Here is a 19659-nt window from a genome sequence, read left to right on the forward strand (position 1 = left end):
AGCCCGATGACCACCACCGCACCGCACCCCCAACCCACCAAGTCTCTCAGGGACACCCGCCCGGCGCGCGGCCCCCGCGGGCCGCTGCGCGTCCTGCCCCTGACCCCGGCGATCGTCCTCCTGCTCCTCTTCCTGGCCGGCCCGATCGCCTACTGCGTCTACATCGCCTTCACCGACCTCCAGCTCACCGGCCAGGCCCAGGAGACGTTCGTCGGCCTCGACAACTTCACCCGGGCCTTCGGGGACGAGGCGTTCCTGAACGCCGTATGGCTGACGCTGGTGTTCACGGTCCTCTCCTCCCTCATCGGACAGAACACACTCGGCCTGGCCCTGGCGGCACTGATGCAGCGCGCGTCGAAACCGGTGCGCACGCTCACCGGCGGCATCGTCGTCACGGCCTGGGTCCTGCCGGAGGTCGTGGCGGGCTTCCTCCTCTACGCCTTCTTCCGCCGCGAGGGCACCCTGAACGCCATCCTGGACTGGCTGCATCTGCCCTCCCAGAACTGGCTGTTCACGCTCCCGATCCTGGCGGTGTCCTTCGCGAACGTCTGGCGCGGTACGGCCTTCTCGATGCTGGTCTACTCAGCGGCCCTGAACGAGATCCCCCAGGAGATCACCGAGGCGGCGGAGGTCGACGGCGCGGGCGGCTGGCGCCGCCTCTGGCACATCACACTGCCGATGATCCGCCGCTCCATCGGCACCAACCTGATGCTCAACACCCTCCAGACCCTCTCGGTCTTCGGCCTGATCTGGGTGATGACGAGAGGCGGCCCGGGCGGCAAGAGCCAGACACTCCCGCTCTTCATGTACGAACAGGCCTTCCAGAACAGCCTCATCGGCTACGGCACGGCGGTCGCCCTACTCCTGCTCCTGGTCGGCTCCCTGTTCTCCCTGGTCTACCTGCGCCTGCTCCGCACGGAGGTCTGACCCGCATGCCCCACACCCTCTCCTCCCGCCGCACGACCCGCCGCCTGGCGGCCGACGCGGGCCTCCTGGTCGTCGCCGCGGCCTTCGTCCTCCCCCTGGCCTGGGTGGTCCTGTCCTCCCTCGACCCCCACGCCGGTCTCCGGGTGAAGACCCCCGACGGCCTCACCCTCACCAACTTCGACGCGATCCTGACCCCCGAGATCACCTTCACCCCCCTCCTCAACAGCCTGCTCCTGTGCGGCGGCGCGACCCTGCTGACGGTGGTCTGCGCGGCCCTGGCCGCCTACCCGCTGTCCCGCTTCCGCTCCCGCTTCAACCGCCCGTTCCTGCTGACGATCCTCTTCGCCACCAGCCTGCCCATCACGGCGATCATGGTTCCGGTCTACGCGCTCTTCGTCCAAGTGGACCTGATCGACACCATGCAGGGCACGATCTTCTTCTTCGCCGCGTCCCAACTGCCCTTCGCCATCTGGCTGATGAAGAACTTCATGGACGGCGTCCCCAAGGAACTCGAAGAGGCCGCCTGGACCGACGGAGCGAGCCCCCTCCAGTCCCTCCTCCGCATCGTCCTCCCCCTCATGGGCCCCGGCGTGGCCGTCGTGACGGTCTTCTCCTTCGTCATGATGTGGGGCAACTTCTTCGTCCCCTTCATGCTCCTGCTCACCCCCGACCAGATGCCGGCATCCGTCAGCATCAACGACTTCTTCGGCAACCGGGGCATGGTGGCGTACGGGCAACTGGCCGCGTTCTCGATCATCTACTCGACCCCCGTGATCCTCCTGTACGTCCTGATCTCCCGCCGCCTGGGAGGGGGCTTCGCACTGGGCGGGGCGGTCAAGGGCTGAGGCTGCTTGTGGCTGGACCGGGTGGATTCACGGCCCGGCGTCGGCAGGTACCCGGCGTCGGCGCTGAGGCCGGGTGGGCCCGCAACCCGGCGGAGCGGGGTACCGCTGCGCCCACCCGTGCCGCCCCTAGCGGCACGCATGCCCGCAGCTAGGGCAGCGGCGGCGGCCTGCGGCAGCCAGGGCGGGTGCGGCGCCCGCGGCTGCGGCAGAGGCGGAAGCCCGCGACCGGCGCGGAGAGCCGAAGCCGCGGCGGATGGCGGGAGCCACGACGCTCCCGCACCCGCCGGCTCACGGAAGGGGACGTGTCGGGGGGTGTCCGCCCGCAGCGGTTGGCGCGTCAGCGGACAGTCAGTCGGCGTCCGAGCCCATCGCGCCGTTCCGAGGACGGACACCCCCCGGCGCGGCCCCGACCCACCACCCGGCGATAGGCGCTACGCGCACCCCCACCGAAGCAGCCACAGGCCGCCGCAGGCATCCACCCACTCACCGCACGAGACACGGCCGCTTCCCGTCGAACTCCCACCCCGGAACCAGATACCGCATCCCCACCGCATCGTCCCGCGCCCCCAGCCCCTTCTCCCGGTACAGCTCATGCGCCGCAAGAAGCCGGTCCATATCAACCCGCACCCCCAGCCCCGGAGCATCCGGCACCGCGACCTCCCCACCCACGATCCGAGGCGGAGCGACAGTGAGCCGCTCCAACCCCTCCTGCCAGATCCAGTGCGTATCCAGCGCGTTGTACTCCCCCGGCGCCGCCGCCCCACAGTGCGTCACCATCGCCAGCGAGATGTCGAAGTGGTTGTTCGAGTGACACCCCCACGTCAACCCCATCGCGTTGCACAACTGCGCCACCCGCACCGACCCCCGCATCGTCCAGAAGTGCGGATCAGCCAACGGAATCGACACGGACTGCAGAGCCAACGCATGCGCCATCTCCCGCCAGTCCGTAGCGATCATGTTCGTCGCCGTAGGCAACCCGGTAGCCCGACGAAACTCCGCGAGCACCTCCCGCCCGGAGTAACCCCCCTCCGCCCCACAAGGATCCTCCGCATACGCCAACGTCCCCACCAACGGCCGACACAGCTCAACCGCCTCCCGCAACGACCACGCCCCGTTCGGATCCAGCGTGACCCGCGCCTCGGGAAACCGCTCCTTCAACGCCCGCACCGCCGCGACTTCCTCCACCCCCTCCAGCACACCCCCCTTGAGCTTGAAGTCCCGAAACCCGTACAGCTCGTACGCCGCCTCCGCCTGCCGCACGATCGCCTCCGGCGACAACGCCTCCTCATGCCGCACCCGGTACCACTCCACGTCCGAGTCGGGCTCCCGGACATACTCCAGATCGGTCCGCCCCGGATCACCAACGTAGAAGAGATAGCCCAGCACCCGCACGGAAGACCGCTGCTGCCCGTCCCCCAACAGCGCGGCGACCGGCACATCGAGATGCTGCCCGAGCAGATCGAGCAACGCCGACTCCACCGCCGTCACCGTATGAACCGTGGTCCGCAGATCGAACGTCTGCGCACCCCGCCCACCCGCGTCCCGGTCGGCGAACCGCTCCCCGATCTCCCGCAGCACTCGCTGGTAGTCCCCCACCGTGGCCCCGACTACGAGCGACTCGGCATCCCGCAAGGTCCGCGTGATCTTCTCCCCACCGGGCACCTCCCCCAGCCCGGTACGCCCCTCGGAATCGGTGAGCACGACGACGTTGCGAGTGAAGTACGGCCCGTGCGCACCGGACAGATTGAGCTCCATGCTGTCCCGCCCGGCGACGGGATAGACGGCGAACCCGGTAACGGTCGGCTGGTTGCTGCCCATTGCGATCCAAACCCTCTCATCCATACACAAGTCGACCTACAACCCGAAAACGTCCAACGCCCACTCGACCGCCAGCACACCCCCGAGCCCGAGCACCGCCAGCACCGTCGTATAAGACGTCCGCACCTTGATCGCCTCGACGACGGACAGGTTGAAGTACTCCTTGAACAGCCAGAACCCGGGATCATTGACATGCGAGAACGCGATGGAGCCGCACGCGACGGCCAGCACCATCACCTCCGGATGCACCCCACCCCCCGCCAGCAACGGCAGCGCCACACCTGAGGCCGTGACAACGGCGACCGTCGCCGACCCGAGCGCGATCCGCAGAATGACGGCGACCAGCCAGGCGAGGACGATCGGCGAGACGGACCAGCCGTCGGTGACGTCCTTGATGTAGTCGGAGATGCCGCCCTCGACGAGGACGTTCTTGAAGGCCCCGCCCGCGCCGATCACCAGCAGGATCATCGCCATGGCCTGGGCCGCCGAAGAACAGGAGGCGCCGACCTCGCTCAGGCTCCGCCCGATCCGCGGCCCGAACACCCAGATCGCCAGACACAGGGTCAGCAGCAGGGCGATCGGCGCCGACCCGATGAAGGCGACGACGTGCAGGAACGGACTGTCGCCCGAAGCGGCCATGTCAGTGACAGCCGCGGCCACGATCAGCACCACGGGGAACAGCGCCACGAACAGCGACCACCCGAGCCCCGGCATCTCCTCCTCACTGAACTCGCGCTCACTGACCAGCCCCTTGGGGATGGTGGGCGTCATCCGGGCGACGAACGGAAGACGCGGCCAGGCCAGGGCGATGAGCGCCCCCGCGGGCACGGCGATGAACAGGCCGTAGAACAGCGTCAGTCCGACGGAGGCGTGGAAGGTCGCGGCGACGGCGGTGGGGCCGGGGTGCGGCGGCAGGAAGCTGTGCATGGTGGACAGCGCGATGGACATCGGCAGCCCGACCCACAGCAGCTTCGCGCCGGTGACCCTGACCAGCGTGAACGCGATCGGCACGATGATGACGAACGCGACCTCGTAGAACATGGTCACGCCGATGAGCATGGACGTGACCACCATGGCCACCTGCACCCACCGCGGGCCGAAGGCGTCGAGGAGCTTGCCGGCTATGCGCTGTGCGGCGCCCGAGTCCCCCATCACCCGGCCGACCATGGCACCGAGCCCGATGGTCAGCATGGTGTCGCCGATCTGGTCCCCGATGCCCTCGGAGAGGACGTCCGGGATGGTCGCCACCGGAATGCCACGGACCAGTGCGACACCGACCGCGACCAGCAGCAGCGCCGCGAAGCCGTTCATTCTCAGCCGGGTCATGAGCAGGAGCAGGACCACAACGCTGATCCCGACGACGAGCAGAGGCAAGGCAGTTCCCCTTTGAACTGGTGGGAGCTCTCATCCCTGTATGCAGATGGCGTCCACGTATGCAGATGGAGGCTAAGTGCGTGAACGGGACGGGTCAATGCCCCGGACGATCACAGATTGATGCGGACCTACGATGAGCCCATGCAGGAGAGCAGAGGCGTCCGCGGTGTGAAGTCGGCGGCCAGAACCGTCGCGCTGCTGGAACTGCTCGCCGAGCGGGGCGAGGAACCCTCGCGCCTCGACCAGCTCGCCGAGGACCTGGACGTGCCGCGCAGCAGCATGTACCAACTACTCCAGACGCTCGTCGACTCCGGCTGGGTCCGCACCGACGCCACCGGCTCCCTCTACGGCATCGGGATCCGCGCGCTGCTCACCGGCACCGGGTATCTCGACGGGGACCGCCGCATCCGGGTGGTCCGGCCGTACCTCGACGAGGCGTCGGACGCGCTCGGCGAGACGATCCACATGGCACGGCTCGACGGCCGGGACGTCGTCTATCTCGCCACGCGCGAGTCCCACGAGTACCTGCGCACCATCAGCAGGGTCGGCCGCCGCGTCCCGGCCCACGCCGGCGCACTGGGCAAGGCGCTCCTCGCCGAGCGAGCCGATGACGAACTACCCCTCGGAGACGGCCCGTTGACCGGCCTCACCGCGAACACGCACACCGACCGCGCCGCCCTGCTCGCCGACCTGGCCGGGGTGCGCGAGCGCGGTTACTCCGTCGACCGCGAGGAGACGGTGCCGGGCATCGCGGGCTTCGGCTTCGCTCTGCGCTACGGCACACCGGCGATGGACGCCATCAGCTGCTCGGTCCCGGTGGCCCGGCTGACCCCGGAACACGAGACCCGCATCATCTCCGTGATGAGCGACATCCGCACCAGGATCGAATTCCAACTGCCGCCGGTCTCGGGCGTGGACTGGCGCTAGAACCCACCGCCACCCACACACACGACACACCACACAAAAAAGTGCCGGCCACACGATCGTGACCAGCACCTTCTCCACCGAGCCCGGATCCCGGACTCAGACGTTCACCCAGCCGCCCCGTCCGGCAAAACCCCCGCCCGGAACGGCTCCACCCCTTCCAGCGTCCGCACCCGCGTCGGCTCGATCAGCAGCATCACCCGCCGCTCACCCGGCAGCATCCACGGATACCGGTCCTGCCCGAGGTACTTGCGCGTCAGCCGGTCCATGCCCCGCTCCGCCTCCTCGCCCTCCACGAACCGGACGACCTTCCCCCGGATCTCGGCCCGGTCGTAGGGGTTCTCCGGGTCGTGGTGGGACAGCGAAACGTACGGATTGCGCCGCAGATTCTCCTCCTTCACCCGCCCGATCGAGGTGTTGACCATGACGTACTCGTCTTCGATGTCCGCCCACATGGGCGACACCTGAGGCGCCCCGTCAGCCCCCACCGTCGCGAGATGCCAGAAGTTCGGCGCGAGAAGTCGCTCGCGAATATGCCCGTTGAGCTTGCCGTTCACCTAAGTCACTGCCTTTCCGGACCCATGATCATCGGGCCCGGGGTCATCCCTACCCCCAACCCGCCCCGAGCGACAAGCCGATCTTCGGCCCCGGCCGAACCCACCGGTAGCCGTAGCTTCCTACAATCCGTGATCCTGGCCGAACAGACCGTAGTCACCGCACCCCCGTCCCCCTAGCTTGTGGCGCGTGCGCCGACCTTCAGCCCGTCCGAGCAAGCCCGCCGCCCCTCCCCCTCCACAGTCCGCCCCGACGGCCCCGCCCTTCAACGCCCCGGCTGCCCGCCGTCTGCGCGCGGCGCTCGGCATGACGCCCGAGCACGTCGCTCACGGGATGCGCGTCTCGTACGGGCATCCCCGCGTCACCCCGGACCACGTCGTCGACTGGGAGCGCGGGACCGCGGCCCCGTCCAACTCCGAACTCACCGCCCTCGCCGGAGTGTTGTGGTGCTCCCCCGGCGAGCTCATCGGCAGACCCCGCACCCTGCGCGAGCATCGCATCGCCCGCTGCCTCGCCCCCGAGGACGTGGCGCGGGCCGTGGGACACGAGGTCCACGCCTATCTGCGCATGGAGGAGACCGACACCTGGCGCGGCACGGACCGCCAGTCCGGCGCCCTCGCCGACCTGCTCGGCCTCGGCCTGCCCGACTTCGTCACCGTCACGGGCCGGAACGCCAAGCTCGGCGATCTGCTGCGCAGCGCGGTCAGCACCCGCTGGCAGGCCTACGTACGCCCGGTGGCCAAACTCGTACCCCTGGACCGGCCCTTCCTGGAGGGCGCCCTGCGGGCGCTGCACGAGGACTACCAGGGCCATATGGCCGCCACCCTGAGCTGGGGCGGCGGCAACAGCGACGCGGGCGACACCGCCCGCGACTTCCTGAACCGGATCGTCGACCACTTCTGGACGAGAATCCAGGAGATCCCTGCCTAGAACCTCCAGAACGTCCAGAGCCCCGGAACACCCAGGACGTCTGGAACATCCAGAACGTCTGGAACATCCGAAACGACTAGAAGACCGACTCGGCCTCGTCCATCCGGTCCTTCGGCACCGTCTTCAGCTCGGTCACGGCCTCCGCGAGCGGCACCATCACGATGTCCGTCCCGCGCAGCGCGGTCATCCGGCCGAAGCGGCCCTGGTGCGCCGCCTCCACCGCGTGCCAGCCGAACCGGGTGGCGAGCACCCGGTCGTAGGCGGTCGGTGAGCCGCCGCGCTGGACGTGGCCGAGGATGACCGGCTTGGCCTCCTTGCCGAGCCGCCGCTCCAGCTCATGGGCGAGTGCCGCGCCGATGCCCTGGAAGCGCTCGTGGCCGAACTTGTCGATCGCGCCCTTGCCATAGTCCATGGTGCCGTCCTCGGGGTGGGCGCCCTCGGCGACGGCGATCACCGCGAACTTCTTGCCGCGGGCGAAGCGCTCCTCGACCATCTTGACGAGATCGGCGGGGTCGAACGGACGCTCGGGCAGACAGATGCCGTGCGCACCCGCCGCCATGCCGGACTCCAGCGCGATCCACCCGGCGTGCCGGCCCATGACCTCCACCACCATCACCCGCTGGTGGGACTCGGCGGTCGTCTTCAGACGGTCCATCGCCTCGGTGGCGACCCCCACGGCCGTGTCGAAGCCGAAGGTGCGGTCCGTGGAGGAGATGTCGTTGTCGATCGTCTTCGGGACGCCCACGACGGGCAGGCCCGCGTCGGACAGCATCCGGGCCGCCGTCAGTGTGCCCTCGCCGCCGATCGGGATCAGCGCGTCGATGCCGAACTCGTGGATCATGTCGGAGGCGTTCTCGCAGGCCTCGCGCAGCCGGTCGCGCTCCAGCCTGGACGATCCCAGGATGGTGCCGCCGCGGGCCAGGATGCCGCTGACGGCGTTGAGGTCGAGGGCGCGGTAGCGGCCGTCCAGCAGGCCCGAGTAGCCGTCCTCGAAGCCGATGACCTCGTCGCCGTAGTTGTCGACCGCCCGGTGCACGACCGACCGGATCACGGCGTTCAGGCCGGGGCAGTCGCCGCCTGCGGTGAGAACTCCGATACGCATCGTGCTGTGTCTCCTGCTCGCTGTTGACACCGGTGAGCTTCTGCCGATTGTTTCACGCTCCCCAGCCGGGTGGGGTACCCGCCTCTGACGGGCGCCTTATCCATCGGCGGAGGTATTGTCAAGGCGGTTCCGCTCACCCCGATGGGCGATTTTTCGACGTCCGCAGAGATTCGACGTCCCACAGAGACATCCCGAACAGAGACATGCCACTGAGACGAAACGGAGAGCGCGCGTGACCCGCAGCGTGTACGTGACCGGCATCGACCGCGGCGACGGACGCCAGGTCGTCGAACTGGGGGTCATGGAGCTCCTCACCCGGCAGGTGGACCGGGTCGGTGTCTTCCGCCCCCTCGTCCACGACGGGCCCGACCGCCTCTTCGAGCTGCTGCGCGCCCGCTACCGGCTCGCCCAGGACGCGTCGACCGTCTACGGCATGGACTACCAGGAGGCGTCCGCCCTGCAGGCCGAGGCCGGCACGGACGAGCTGGTGTCCACGCTGGTGGAACGGTTCCACCTGGTCGCCCGCGAGTACGACGTGGTCCTGGTCCTCGGCACCGACTTCGCCGACACCCAGCTCCCCGACGAGCTGTCGCTGAACGCCCGGCTGGCGAACGAGTTCGGAGCCTCCGTGATCCCGGTCGTCGGCGGCCGCAAGCAGACCGTCGAGTCGGTGCTCGCCGAGACGCGCAACGCCTACCGGGCCTACGACACACTCGGCTGCGACGTCCTCGCCATGGTCACCAACCGGGTGGCCCGCGAGGACCGCGACGAGATCGCCCGCCGGCTCGACTCCCGGCTCCCCGCACCTTGTTACGTCCTGCCCGACGAGCCCGCGCTGTCCGCCCCGACCGTCTCGCAGATCAGCCACGCGCTCGGCGGCAGGGTGGTCCTCGGCGACGACTCGGGGCTCGCCCGGGACGTGCTGGGCTTCGTCTTCGGCGGCGCGATGCTGCCGAACTTCCTGGGCGCCCTGACCCCGGGCTGCCTCGTCGTCACCCCGGGCGACCGGGCCGACCTGGTCGTCGGCGCGCTCGCCGCGCACAGCGCCGGCACCCCGCCGATAGCCGGGGTGCTGCTCACCCTGGACGAGGTGCCCGGCCCCGACATCCTCACCCTCGCCGACCGCCTCGCGCCGGGCACCCCGGTGCTGTCGGTGGCGGGCACCAGCTTCCCCACCGCCGAGCAGCTCTTCTCCCTGGAGGGGAAGCTGAACGCGGCCACCCCGCGCAAGGCCGAGCGGGCACTGGGCCTGTTCGAGCGGTTCACCGACACCGCTGAGCTCACGCGCCGGGTCTCCGCGCCCAGCAGCGACCGCGTCACACCGATGATGTTCGAGCACAAGCTGCTGGAGCAGGCCCGCTCCGACCTGCGCCGTGTGGTGCTGCCCGAGGGCACCGAGGAGCGGGTGCTGCACGCCGCCGAGGTGCTGCTGCGCCGGGGCGTGTGCGAGCTGACCCTGCTGGGCCCGGTCGACCGGATCCGCAAGAAGGCCGCCGACCTGGGCATCGACCTCGGCGAGTCCCAGCTGATCGACCCGGCCGCCTCCGACCTGCGCGACGCCTTCGCCGAGAAGTACGCGGCCCTGCGCGCCCACCGGGGCGTCACCGTGGAGCTGGCGTACGACGTGGTCTCCGACGTGAACTACTTCGGCACGCTGATGGTCCAGGAGGGCCTCGCCGACGGCATGGTCTCGGGCTCGGTGCACTCCACGGCCGCGACCATCCGCCCGGCCTTCGAGATCATCAAGACCAAGCCGGACGCGGACATCGTCTCGTCGGTGTTCTTCATGTGCCTGGCGGACAAGGTCCTCGTCTACGGCGACTGCGCGGTCAACCCCGACCCGAACGCCGAGCAGCTCGCGGACATCGCCATGCAGTCGGCGACGACGGCGGAGCAGTTCGGTGTGGAGCCGCGCATCGCGATGCTGTCGTACTCCACCGGCACTTCCGGCTCCGGCGCGGACGTGGACAAGGTCCGCGAGGCCACCGAGCTGGTCCGCTCCCGCCGGCCCGACCTGAAGATCGAGGGCCCGATCCAGTACGACGCCGCCGTGGAGCCGTCGGTCGCGGCGACCAAGCTGCCCGGCTCCGAGGTCGCCGGGCAGGCGACCGTGCTGATCTTCCCCGACCTGAACACCGGCAACAACACCTACAAGGCCGTGCAGCGCTCGGCCGGCGCGATCGCCGTCGGCCCGGTGCTCCAGGGCCTGCGCAAGCCGGTCAACGACCTGTCCCGGGGCGCTCTCGTCCAGGACATCGTCAACACCGTCGCCATCACGGCGATACAGGCCCAGCCCCCGTCCCCGGCCCCGTCCCCGAGTGAGAAGGCAACCGCCCAGTGAGCCCGTCCCGTGTCCTCGTCCTCAACTCCGGCTCCTCGTCGCTGAAGTACCAGCTGCTCGACATGGGCGACAGCAGCCGGCTGGCGGTGGGGCTCGTCGAACGCATCGGCGAGCAGACCTCCCGGCTCAAGCACACCCCGGCGGGCGGCGAGAGCCGCGAGCGGGGCGGCGCGATCGCCGATCACGACGCCGCGCTGAAGGCCGTGGCCGAGGAGCTCGCCAAGGACGGCCTCGGTCTGGACTCGCCCGAACTGGCCGCGATCGGCCACCGCGTGGTGCACGGCGGGAAGTCCTTCACCGAGCCGACCGTCGTCGACGACGCCGTGCTCGCCGAGATCGAGCGGCTCATCCCGGTGGCCCCGCTGCACAACCCGGCCAACCTCACGGGCATCCGCACGGCCCAGGCGCTGCGGCCCGATCTGCCGCAGGTCGCCGTGTTCGACACCGCGTTCCACACGACCATGCCGGAGTCGGCCGCCCGCTACGCGATCGACGTGAAGACGGCCGACGAGCACCGCGTGCGGCGCTACGGCTTCCACGGCACCTCGCACGCCTACGTCTCCCGGGCCACCGCCGGGCTGCTGGGCAAGGACCCCGCCGAGACGAACGTGATCGTGCTGCACCTGGGCAACGGGGCGTCCGCCTCGGCCGTTCGGGGCGGCAAGTGTGTGGACACCTCCATGGGGCTGACGCCTTTGGAGGGGCTCGTGATGGGTACGCGCTCGGGAGACATGGACCCGGCCGTCATCTTCCATTTGATGCGTGTTGGTGGAATGTCCGCGGACGAGATCGACACTCTTCTCAACAAGAAGAGCGGTCTGATCGGTCTGTGCGGCGACAACGACATGCGGGAGATCCGCCGTCGCGTCGACGAAGGCGACGAGCAGGCGGAGCTGGCCTTCGACATCTACATTCACCGCCTGAAGAAGTACATCGGTGCCTATTACGCCGTGCTCGGACGGGTGGACGCGGTGGCCTTCACCGCCGGTGTCGGCGAGAACGCGGCGCCCGTACGGGAGGCCGCCCTGGCCGGCCTGGAGGAGCTGGGCCTGGTGGTGGACGGCGAGCGCAACGCCGTACGCGGCGACGAGGCGCGGCTGATCTCGCCCGAGGGCTCCCGGGTGGCGGTGGCGGTGGTACCTACTGACGAGGAATTGGAGATCGCGACGCAGACCTACGCGCTGGTAATTGGTTCGGGGAATCACACCTGAGCGGCATCCCGCCCTTTTGTATTTTCCGCCAGACGGAATATTCCGTTGCGAAACAAACCGATAGGATCGCCCCCATGCGCCGTTCGAAAATCGTCTGTACTCTCGGCCCCGCGGTCGACTCCCACGAGCAGCTTGTCGCGTTGATCGAAGCCGGTATGAACGTGGCCCGCTTCAACTTCAGCCACGGCTCGCACGCCGAGCACCAGGGCCGGTACGACCGGGTCCGTGCCGCCGCCAAGGAGACCGGCCGGGCCATCGGTGTCCTCGCCGACCTCCAGGGCCCGAAGATCCGTCTGGAGACCTTCGCAGAAGGCCCCGTGGAGCTGGTGCGCGGTGACGAGTTCACCATCACCACCGAGGACGTCCCGGGCGACAAGACGATCTGCGGGACGACCTACAAGGGCCTGCCCGGCGACGTGACCAAGGGCGACCAGGTCCTGATCAACGACGGCAACGTCGAACTGAAGGTCACCGAGGTCGAAGGCCCCCGGGTGAAGACGATCGTCATCGAGGGCGGCGTCATCTCCGACCACAAGGGCATCAACCTGCCCGGCGCGGCCGTCAACGTGCCCGCGCTGAGCGAGAAGGACATCGAGGACCTCCGCTTCGCGCTGCGCATGGGCTGCGACCTGGTCGCGCTGTCCTTCGTCCGCGACGCCAAGGACGTCCAGGACGTGCACCGCGTCATGGACGAGGAGGGCCGCCGCGTCCCCGTCGTCGCCAAGGTGGAGAAGCCGCAGGCGGTGCAGAACATGGAGGACGTCGTGATGGCGTTCGACGGTGTGATGGTCGCCCGCGGTGACCTCGCCGTCGAGTATCCGCTCGAGAAGGTCCCCATGGTGCAGAAGCGCCTGATCGAGCTGTGCCGGCGCAACGCCAAGCCGGTGATCGTGGCGACCCAGATGATGGAGTCGATGATCACCAACTCCCGTCCGACCCGCGCCGAGGCCTCCGACGTGGCCAACGCGATCCTGGACGGCGCCGACGCGGTCATGCTGTCGGCGGAGTCCTCCGTCGGCGCCTACCCGATCGAGACGGTCAAGACGATGTCGAAGATCGTCACCGCCGCCGAGCAGGAGCTGCTCTCCAAGGGCCTGCAGCCGCTCGTCCCGGGCAAGAAGCCCCGCACCCAGGGCGGCTCGGTGGCCCGTGCCGCCTGCGAGATCGCCGACTTCCTCGGCGGCCGGGGCCTGGTGGCCTTCACCCAGTCCGGCGACACCGCCCGCCGCCTGTCCCGCTACCGCGCCCAGCAGCCGATCATCGCCTTCACCACCGACGAGGGCACCCGCAACCAAATGGCCCTCAGCTGGGGCGTCGAGCCGTACGTCGTGCCGTTCGTGAACAGCACCGACGAGATGGTCGACCTGGTGGAGCAGGAGCTGGTCAAGCTCAACCGCTTCAACGACGGCGACATCGTGGTCATCACCGCCGGCTCACCCCCCGGCGTCCCCGGCACCACCAACATGGTCCGCGTCCACCACCTGGGCGAAGCCAAGTCCTGACCCACAAGGGCCACACAGGCCCCTGAACGGCCCCGAGGGCGCCCCCTGCGATCCAGGGGGCGCCCTCGTCTCGTAGGACGCGACTGTGCCCCGCCGGGTCGAACCCGGCGGGGCACAGTCTGTTGCGGCTCCCGGAGAGGCCTCTGAGGCGGTGTCAGTCGGTGATGTACTGGTGCAGCCCCGGCACGGTCAGCGTGCCGCCGAACTGGCCGGCCTGGACGACCTTCACGTTGGTGAAGTAGATCTCCGGCAGGTTCAGGGGCGGCGGGTGCTCGGGGTCGAACGTGAGCGGGACCAGCCCGAGCAGGTTGCCCGAGATCTTCTCCGTGTACATCACCGTCTTGCCGTCGGTGATCGTGGACGTCGACCCCTTGGCCGCCTGGACGTGGTGGGTCTTGCCGGACTGCTTGTCCGTGACGAGCTGGTGCAGATCCCCGATCTCGGTGCCCTTGGAGATGACGAACTTCAGGACCTTCTTGGTGGCACCGCTCGCTGTCTTCACCTGCACGATGCCCTGGTAGTCGGCGCCGTGCAGCTTCAGCGAGCTGGCCTCCAGGCGCCAGGGCTCGTCGGGCACGAGGAGTTCGTTGTCGACGCCGCCCTCGGCGTCCGTGGCGGCCGGGCAGTCCTCGGGGTCCACCGAGGGGCTCTCGGACGGGCTGGGGGAGGCGGTGGCCTTCCCTGCCGCGTCCTCGGCCTTCTCGGCCGCCTTCTCGACGGCGTCGGTCGTGCCCTCGGCTGCCTTGGACGCCGTGTCCGTCGTGTCCTTGACGGTGTCCTCGACCGTGTCGGTCGTCTTCTCGACGGCGTCGGACGCGCTGTCCTTGCTCGTGTCCGAGGCCTTGTCGGTGTCCTCGGAGGGCGAGGCGGACGCGGAGGGCGTGGCGCTCGGGCTCTCCGTGGACTTGCCGCCCTTGAAGATGCCGCCGATCGCCTCGCCGATGTCCTCGAGGACGTTGCCGCCACCCTCGGACTCCGACGGGCTGGGCGTGGCCTCGGATGCCGAAGGGGTCGGGGTGGGCTCGGTCTTGTCGCCCGTGTCGTCGGAACCTGAATCCGACGAGGAGGAACCGCCCTTGCCCGTGTTGCTCGACGGGGACGGCGCCGGTGCGGTGTCGCCCTTGTCGTCCGTCTCGCCATTGCTCGCCGACGGAGACGGTGTGGGCGAGGCCGGGTCGTCCCCCTTGGGCTCCTTCTCGGAGCCCTCCATGGACGCCACACAGTCCTTGTACTCGTCGGCCGTCAGGCTCTTCGCCGAGGGCGTCGCCGGGGTCTTGCTGTCGGCGATCGCGAGCGTCGATGTGAAGCCCATCCCCATGAGAACCGCGGTCGGCATCGCGGCCATGGCTATCGCCTTGCCGCCCGGCATCTGGAACCGGGTGAAGAGCGGCTTCTTGGGTGCCGCGTGGCGCGGCCCGGTTCTCACACGGGACGCTTCCGCATCATCCCTGTGAGTCACGTCGTCAGCCGGCACTGCGCCTCCCGTTCGCCCCGTTCGCCGGGCTCGTTCCTGACAGATCGTTCGGCTCGCCCGCCACGGGCCTGAGAATCGTGGTGTCGGAGTCAGCGACACCCGCGGGTGCGCCCCCTCCGCCTACCGCGACCTGCTGCGCCGGCTGTGCGTCGGTGTCCCCGCCTGGCGCCCACGCCACAGCCATCGCGCCGCCGACGAGGGTGAACAGGAAACCGACGACGAAACCGCCGAAGTTGGACACCGGAATGGACACCAGGCCCAGCAGAATCGCCGCGACGCCCGCGAAGGTCCGGATGTGCTTCTGGAACCACAGACTGATGCCCAGCACAACGAGCAGCACACCGATGATCAGGGAGCCGGCGCCCGCGGTGGTCGCCATCGCCAGGGTCAGGTGGCCGATCTGAAGGTTCGCGTACGGGAAGTACATGATCGGAAAGCCACCGATCATGATGAACAGGCCGGCCCAGAACGGCCTAGTGCCCCGCCAGGCGCGGAACTGCAGCCTCCGGCGGGCGAACTGACCGGGCGCGGCAGAGATCTCGGCGCTCATGGAAAACAGCTCCCTGGTGCGGCGTTGCTGTGGTGAGGGTGGTACTGCGATGAGGGGTTGAGGGTGAAGAGGCGGCCGAAGCCCCGACGGGCGGGGCGCCATCGGCCCCCCGCCCGCCACGGAGTGCTCAGTAGCACTCGACGCCGGCACCCTTGCCCTTGTGCAGCGACATGTGCAGACCGCTCAGCTTGAAGGTTCCGGCAGTGGTCGCCCACGCCGTCTGCTTCACGTTCTTCAGCGTCGCAGACTCCGCCTGCTGACCGAAGCCGTTCGGGTTGGCCTGTTCCTTGCCACCCTTCATGCCGGGGCCGGGGCCGTTCTTCATGTCCCCGGCCGCTACACCGATGTCGATGTTGCGGAACTCGGCATCCGCCTGAAGGTCCTCGACGTCGATGTACAGGTTCTTGGCATAGACCTGCTTCTTCTGGTCGCTGCTGTCACCTGCCTCCAGCCTCAGAGTGATGTCCCCGACGAAAGGCACACTCGGGGTGACAACGGACTGGCACATCTTCTCGATGTAGGCCGACTCGAATGCCGAGACCGCCACCGCGTGCCCCGTCTTCTCGCCGGAGAGAGTAGTCCCCTGGTCGACGGCCCCGTACTGGGAGAAGCCCGTACCGTTGAGCTCCTTCGCCGTGACCTTGAACGACTGCCCCGACACACTGAACGACGCGGCGAGTGCACCCTGCGCGAGGGCGACACCTATCACAGCCGTGGCGGCGACGCTGGGCACCATCACCACAGCGAACCGCTTCCATCTCGTCCCGCCACGCACCTGGGACTCCATATTTCCTCCTTCTCGGACGTACATCTCCTGCCCTGGCTCGCCCCGAATGGCGGCTCAGCCGGGCAGGGATGGGAGAAGTGCTACGTCCTCGGGAAGGAGAGCGCCTGCACTCGGCGGCGCAACTCGCGCCCGAATCACCGGCGATCACCCCCGAGCGACAACCACTGGTCGCGCCTGACACGCATCACGCACAACCCTGCTGGACAGGCTTCGCCGGGTGGGCGAAGACCCCCCTGTCCAAGAGCCGGCGCCACTGCCGCCGGCTCTGCTCGGTGGGGACCCTGGATGTCCCGCGACCCAACCGGCTGCCGGGGTACGGGAATGGACCGAGCGTGGCCGATCGTGGTGCATTCTCGCCGCCCGCACAAGGGGGTTCGTTACTGGCTAGTAACGGCCGTATAACCGAACAACGACCCATCGGTCTCGGCCGACGACGCAGGGTGGTCCTCACCTGCGGTACAAAGCTGTTGATCAATGGACAGAAACCGACAGATCAACGCCCGTGACTTACTCGCAGTAACAGCGGCCGCGATTACCAAGTTTTGGTAAAGCGCGGCCGCGGTGACGTTCCGTGGGCAAATCTTTCACGTGGGCACCACAAGCCCGCGTGTTTAACGACTGGTCAGAACAGGGCGCGTGCCAGGGCCCTGCGCGCCGCGATCACCCGCGGATCCTCGGGCCCGACCACCTCGAACAGCTCCAGCAGCCGCATCCGCACGGTGTCCCGGTCGTCACCCACCGTGCGCGCCACGGTCTCGATCAGACGGCCGAAAGCGTCCTCGACATGGCCGCCCACCAGATCCAGGTCGGCCGCGGCGATCTGCGCCCGCACATCGGCCGGCTTGTCGGCCGCGTCCTTGCGCACCTGCTGCGGGTCGACGCCCTGCACCCGCTGGAGCAACTCGGCCTGGGCGAGACCCAGTTTGGCCTCTTCGTTGCCCGGGTCCTCGTTCAGTACGTTCTTGTACGCCTGGATCGCACCGCTCAGATCACCCGAGTCCAGCGCCTGTACGGCGGCCTCGAGGACCGCGTCGTGCGGACCGGCCGGACGCTCGGGAGTCTCCGGGGCACCGCCCGCCTCGGCGTCGGGGTCGACAGTGAGACCCGTCAGGCCGAAGCGCTGCTCGGCGACCTGCACGAGCTGGTCCAGGGTTCCCCGGATCTGCTCCTCGCCCGCGGCCCCCTGGAAGAGCGGCAGCGCCTGCCCCGCGACGACCGCGAACACCGCGGGGATCCCCTGGATGCCGAACTGCTGCATCAGCATCTGGTTGGCGTCGACGTCGATCTTGGCGAGCAGGAAACGGCCGTTGTACTCGACGGCCAGCCGCTCCAGGACCGGGCTCAGCTGCTTGCAGGGCTGACACCACTCGGCCCAGAAGTCGATGACGACGGGCACTTCGGCGGACCGCTGCAGGACGTCGGTCTCGAATCCCGCCTCATCGACGTCGATGACGAGGTCGGCCGGGGAGATCGCCCCCGCACCGCCCTCCCGGGCGGTCTGGGCACGCGCCTGCTCCGCCTTCGCCTTGGCCTCCTGGGCCGCCTTCACCGCGGCGAGGTCGACGACTCCGCTCATGGACATGTTCCGTGGCTGCATGCGTCTATCCTCCCCCGTACTGCGCGCGCGTGTGAAAAACGGTGTGAAAGCCGGGCCGGTCGGGTCCCGTTCGGCGCCGGGTCCCCACCCCACGCCAAGTCGCCGAAGCCCGTGTACGTCCATCACGGGCTTTCGCTACGAGACGTAGCGTAATGGCACGCCGTGCCGCCGGACCACCACCCCCCGGTGATCTCCCTCACGGCCACACAGGAACCGCCCGTTATGGTCATGGCATGCAGAGCCGCAGCCCAGCCAGCCGCACCGGGCGCCCGCGCAGCGCCGCGGCGGACGCCGCGATCCTGGCCGCCACCCGGGCGGCCCTGGTGGAACTGGGCTGGTCCAAACTCACCCTGGGAGACGTCGCAACCCGCGCCGGGGTTGCAAAAACAACCCTCTATCGCCGCTGGGCGGGCAAGAACGAACTGGTCGTCGACGCGGTGGCGGAACTCTTCGACGAACTGGAGCTGCCGGACAGCGGCTCACTGGCCGCGGACATCGAGGGCGTCGTCCTCCAGTTCGCCACGATTCTGGCCCGCCCTGAGGCGCGGAGCGGACTGATGGCGGTGGTCGCGGAGTCGACGAGAGACGACGCCCTTCGGGAACGTATCCGCGAGTCGATCGTGAACCGCCAGAAGCGCCTGGTCGTGGAGGGCCGGACCAGAGCACAGGCCCGTGGCGAGCTACCCCCGGAGACAGACCCGTCGGAGTCGGCCCGCACGGTGGACCTGATCTTCGACGTAATCGCGGGCGCTGTCGTACATCGGGCCTTGGTGAGCGCCGAGCCCGTCGACGCGACGTGGGCGTGGAGTCTCACCGCACTCCTGCTCAACGGCCTGGCGGCAGCGGCGGCAGTCTGACGCCCGCTCGCGGCTCATTGGGTGGAGCGGAGAGGGATGGTGACCTCTCTCGTTGCCATGCGGCCGGCCGACGGAGGGCCTGTCCCGTGTGGGTTGGGGACCGGGTGGAGCGGAGGGGTAGCCCCTCCGCTCCGGCGGCCTCATTCAGCAGACGGTTGCGTGGCAGGCGAGCTGCGCGCACCCGTCCGCATGCGACGGTCACGCCTGGTGATTGAGGTCCTTTGTCACCAGGGACCGTGCGTGGCCGAAACGGCTTCCGAGCTCGACGAACATGTCGCGGCTCTTTGCATCGACAGCCACGTAGTTCGCCTTTAGCGCGCGCAGGACCATCCGGTACCCGAGGTCCGCGCAGGCCCGGACGGTTACCAGCTCAAGGGCTGGAACAAGACCCGGCAGGGAGAGCGGATAGATCCGGTTCTCGACGGCGCCCGTGAGGTCATGGTCGATCCGTCCGATGGCCTGGAGAACGTCCCGTCGTAGTCGCTCGTCTGTTTCAGGGGCGGCGGGTGGGGAGATGAACGCAGGGTCGTTGCGGCGTTCGGCTGTGAGCCATGCCTGTTCCATCTTCCACAGCCAGGTGCGGGTGCTTATGCCGTCCTTGGCCGGGTCAAAGACATGGTCCGTCGCACCCAGCCACACCGTGCGGATCGTCGCGTCAGGCAGCGAGGACTCCATCAGACGCCGCACGTCTTGTCCCAGCCGTACCGCCGCCGGTTGAGACAGGACCGCCACTGCCCTCTCCGCGACACAGAGCATCGCTTCGACAGGCCCTCGCTCGGCAAGGCAGTCGAGTTCTTCCACAGGGAGGTCCTCCAAGTCGTCGCACTCGGCGGCCACCCAGGACAACCCAGTCTCTTCCGTCATG

Annotated in this window: 17 protein-coding genes; 8 read left to right on the forward strand and 9 right to left on the reverse strand. The window is 68.9% G+C overall.

From position 1 onward, the window contains the following. Nucleotides 1–6: 6 nt before the first annotated feature. Both KJK29_RS10615 and KJK29_RS10620 read left to right on the forward strand, forming a co-directional pair. Nucleotides 7–927 carry a carbohydrate ABC transporter permease gene (locus KJK29_RS10615; RefSeq protein ID WP_215118463.1) on the forward strand — a complete coding sequence of 307 codons (921 nt, stop codon included), beginning with the start codon at nt 7–9 and terminating at the stop codon, nt 925–927. Nucleotides 928–932: 5 nt separating this feature from the next. Beyond that, entirely contained in the window at nt 933–1772 is an 840-nt protein-coding gene (locus KJK29_RS10620) for a carbohydrate ABC transporter permease (RefSeq protein WP_215118464.1), read from the forward strand. A 483-nt stretch (nt 1773–2255) separates the two neighbouring features. Here KJK29_RS10620 and KJK29_RS10625 read toward each other — a convergent pair whose 3' ends face one another. Both KJK29_RS10625 and KJK29_RS10630 read right to left on the reverse strand, forming a co-directional pair. After that, nucleotides 2256–3590 (reverse strand): enolase C-terminal domain-like protein, encoded by a 1335-nt coding sequence (locus KJK29_RS10625; RefSeq protein ID WP_215118465.1) that lies wholly within the window; start codon nt 3588–3590, stop codon nt 2256–2258. A 36-nt stretch (nt 3591–3626) separates the two neighbouring features. Next, nucleotides 3627–4964 carry a gluconate:H+ symporter gene (locus tag KJK29_RS10630; protein ID WP_215118466.1) on the reverse strand — a complete coding sequence of 446 codons (1338 nt, stop codon included), beginning with the start codon at nt 4962–4964 and terminating at the stop codon, nt 3627–3629. Nucleotides 4965–5105: 141 nt separating this feature from the next. On the opposite strand from KJK29_RS10630, the gene KJK29_RS10635 reads away from it, so the two are divergent. Continuing rightward, nucleotides 5106–5891 (forward strand): IclR family transcriptional regulator, encoded by a 786-nt coding sequence (locus tag KJK29_RS10635; RefSeq protein ID WP_215118467.1) that lies wholly within the window; start codon nt 5106–5108, stop codon nt 5889–5891. Between the two features lie 104 nt (nt 5892–5995). Here KJK29_RS10635 and KJK29_RS10640 read toward each other — a convergent pair whose 3' ends face one another. Continuing rightward, a complete protein-coding gene (locus KJK29_RS10640) occupies nt 5996–6445 on the reverse strand; it encodes a PPOX class F420-dependent oxidoreductase (protein ID WP_215118468.1) in 450 nt (149 codons plus the stop codon). 187 nt (nt 6446–6632) lie between these two features. Here KJK29_RS10640 and KJK29_RS10645 point away from each other — a divergent pair, with 187 nt between their 5' ends. Next, the gene (locus KJK29_RS10645; protein ID WP_215118469.1) at nt 6633–7373 is read left to right on the forward strand and encodes a helix-turn-helix domain-containing protein; all 741 of its coding nucleotides are present in this window, start codon (nt 6633–6635) and stop codon (nt 7371–7373) included. A 76-nt stretch (nt 7374–7449) separates the two neighbouring features. Here KJK29_RS10645 and KJK29_RS10650 read toward each other — a convergent pair whose 3' ends face one another. After that, complete coding sequence (locus KJK29_RS10650) at nt 7450–8475, reverse strand: ATP-dependent 6-phosphofructokinase (RefSeq protein WP_215118470.1); 1026 nt, start codon at nt 8473–8475, stop codon at nt 7450–7452. A gap of 232 nt (nt 8476–8707) precedes the next feature. On the opposite strand from KJK29_RS10650, the gene pta reads away from it, so the two are divergent. The 3 genes from pta to pyk all read left to right on the forward strand — a co-directional run bounded on the left by pta (nt 8708) and on the right by pyk (nt 13529). Then, complete coding sequence (pta, locus tag KJK29_RS10655; RefSeq protein WP_215118471.1) at nt 8708–10816, forward strand: phosphate acetyltransferase; 2109 nt, start codon at nt 8708–8710, stop codon at nt 10814–10816. Further along, on the forward strand, nt 10813–12027 hold the full coding sequence (locus KJK29_RS10660) for an acetate kinase (RefSeq protein WP_215118472.1): 1215 nt from the start codon (nt 10813–10815) through the stop codon (nt 12025–12027). Before pta ends, KJK29_RS10660 begins: the two co-directional genes overlap by 4 nt. Nucleotides 12028–12101: 74 nt before the next feature. After that, nucleotides 12102–13529, forward strand: a complete 1428-nt coding sequence (pyk, locus tag KJK29_RS10665) for a pyruvate kinase (protein WP_215118473.1) — start codon at nt 12102–12104, stop codon at nt 13527–13529. Between the two features lie 154 nt (nt 13530–13683). Here the strand turns inward: pyk and KJK29_RS10670 are convergent, their stop codons facing one another. The 4 genes from KJK29_RS10670 to KJK29_RS10685 form a co-directional block, all read right to left on the reverse strand. Then, the gene (locus KJK29_RS10670; RefSeq protein ID WP_215118474.1) at nt 13684–15003 is read right to left on the reverse strand and encodes a hypothetical protein; all 1320 of its coding nucleotides are present in this window, start codon (nt 15001–15003) and stop codon (nt 13684–13686) included. Further along, entirely contained in the window at nt 14993–15553 is a 561-nt protein-coding gene (locus KJK29_RS10675; protein ID WP_215118475.1) for a DUF6114 domain-containing protein, read from the reverse strand. The genes KJK29_RS10670 and KJK29_RS10675 overlap by 11 nt, the downstream gene beginning before the upstream one ends. 127 nt (nt 15554–15680) lie before the next feature. Then, a complete protein-coding gene (locus KJK29_RS10680) occupies nt 15681–16340 on the reverse strand; it encodes a DUF6230 family protein (protein WP_215118476.1) in 660 nt (219 codons plus the stop codon). Between the two features lie 622 nt (nt 16341–16962). Further along, on the reverse strand, nt 16963–17937 hold the full coding sequence (locus tag KJK29_RS10685) for a tetratricopeptide repeat protein (protein ID WP_215118477.1): 975 nt from the start codon (nt 17935–17937) through the stop codon (nt 16963–16965). Between the two features lie 233 nt (nt 17938–18170). Here KJK29_RS10685 and KJK29_RS10690 point away from each other — a divergent pair, with 233 nt between their 5' ends. Further along, a complete protein-coding gene (locus tag KJK29_RS10690) occupies nt 18171–18794 on the forward strand; it encodes a TetR/AcrR family transcriptional regulator (protein ID WP_215118478.1) in 624 nt (207 codons plus the stop codon). Nucleotides 18795–18992: 198 nt separating this feature from the next. On the opposite strand, the gene KJK29_RS10695 is transcribed toward KJK29_RS10690, so the two are convergent. Beyond that, nucleotides 18993–19658: a hypothetical protein gene (locus KJK29_RS10695; RefSeq protein ID WP_215118479.1), complete on the reverse strand. Its 666-nt coding sequence runs from the start codon at nt 19656–19658 to the stop codon at nt 18993–18995. Nucleotide 19659: the final 1 nt, after the last annotated feature.

This window comes from Streptomyces koelreuteriae, assembly GCF_018604545.1.
GTDB lineage: Bacteria > Actinomycetota > Actinomycetes > Streptomycetales > Streptomycetaceae > Streptomyces > Streptomyces koelreuteriae.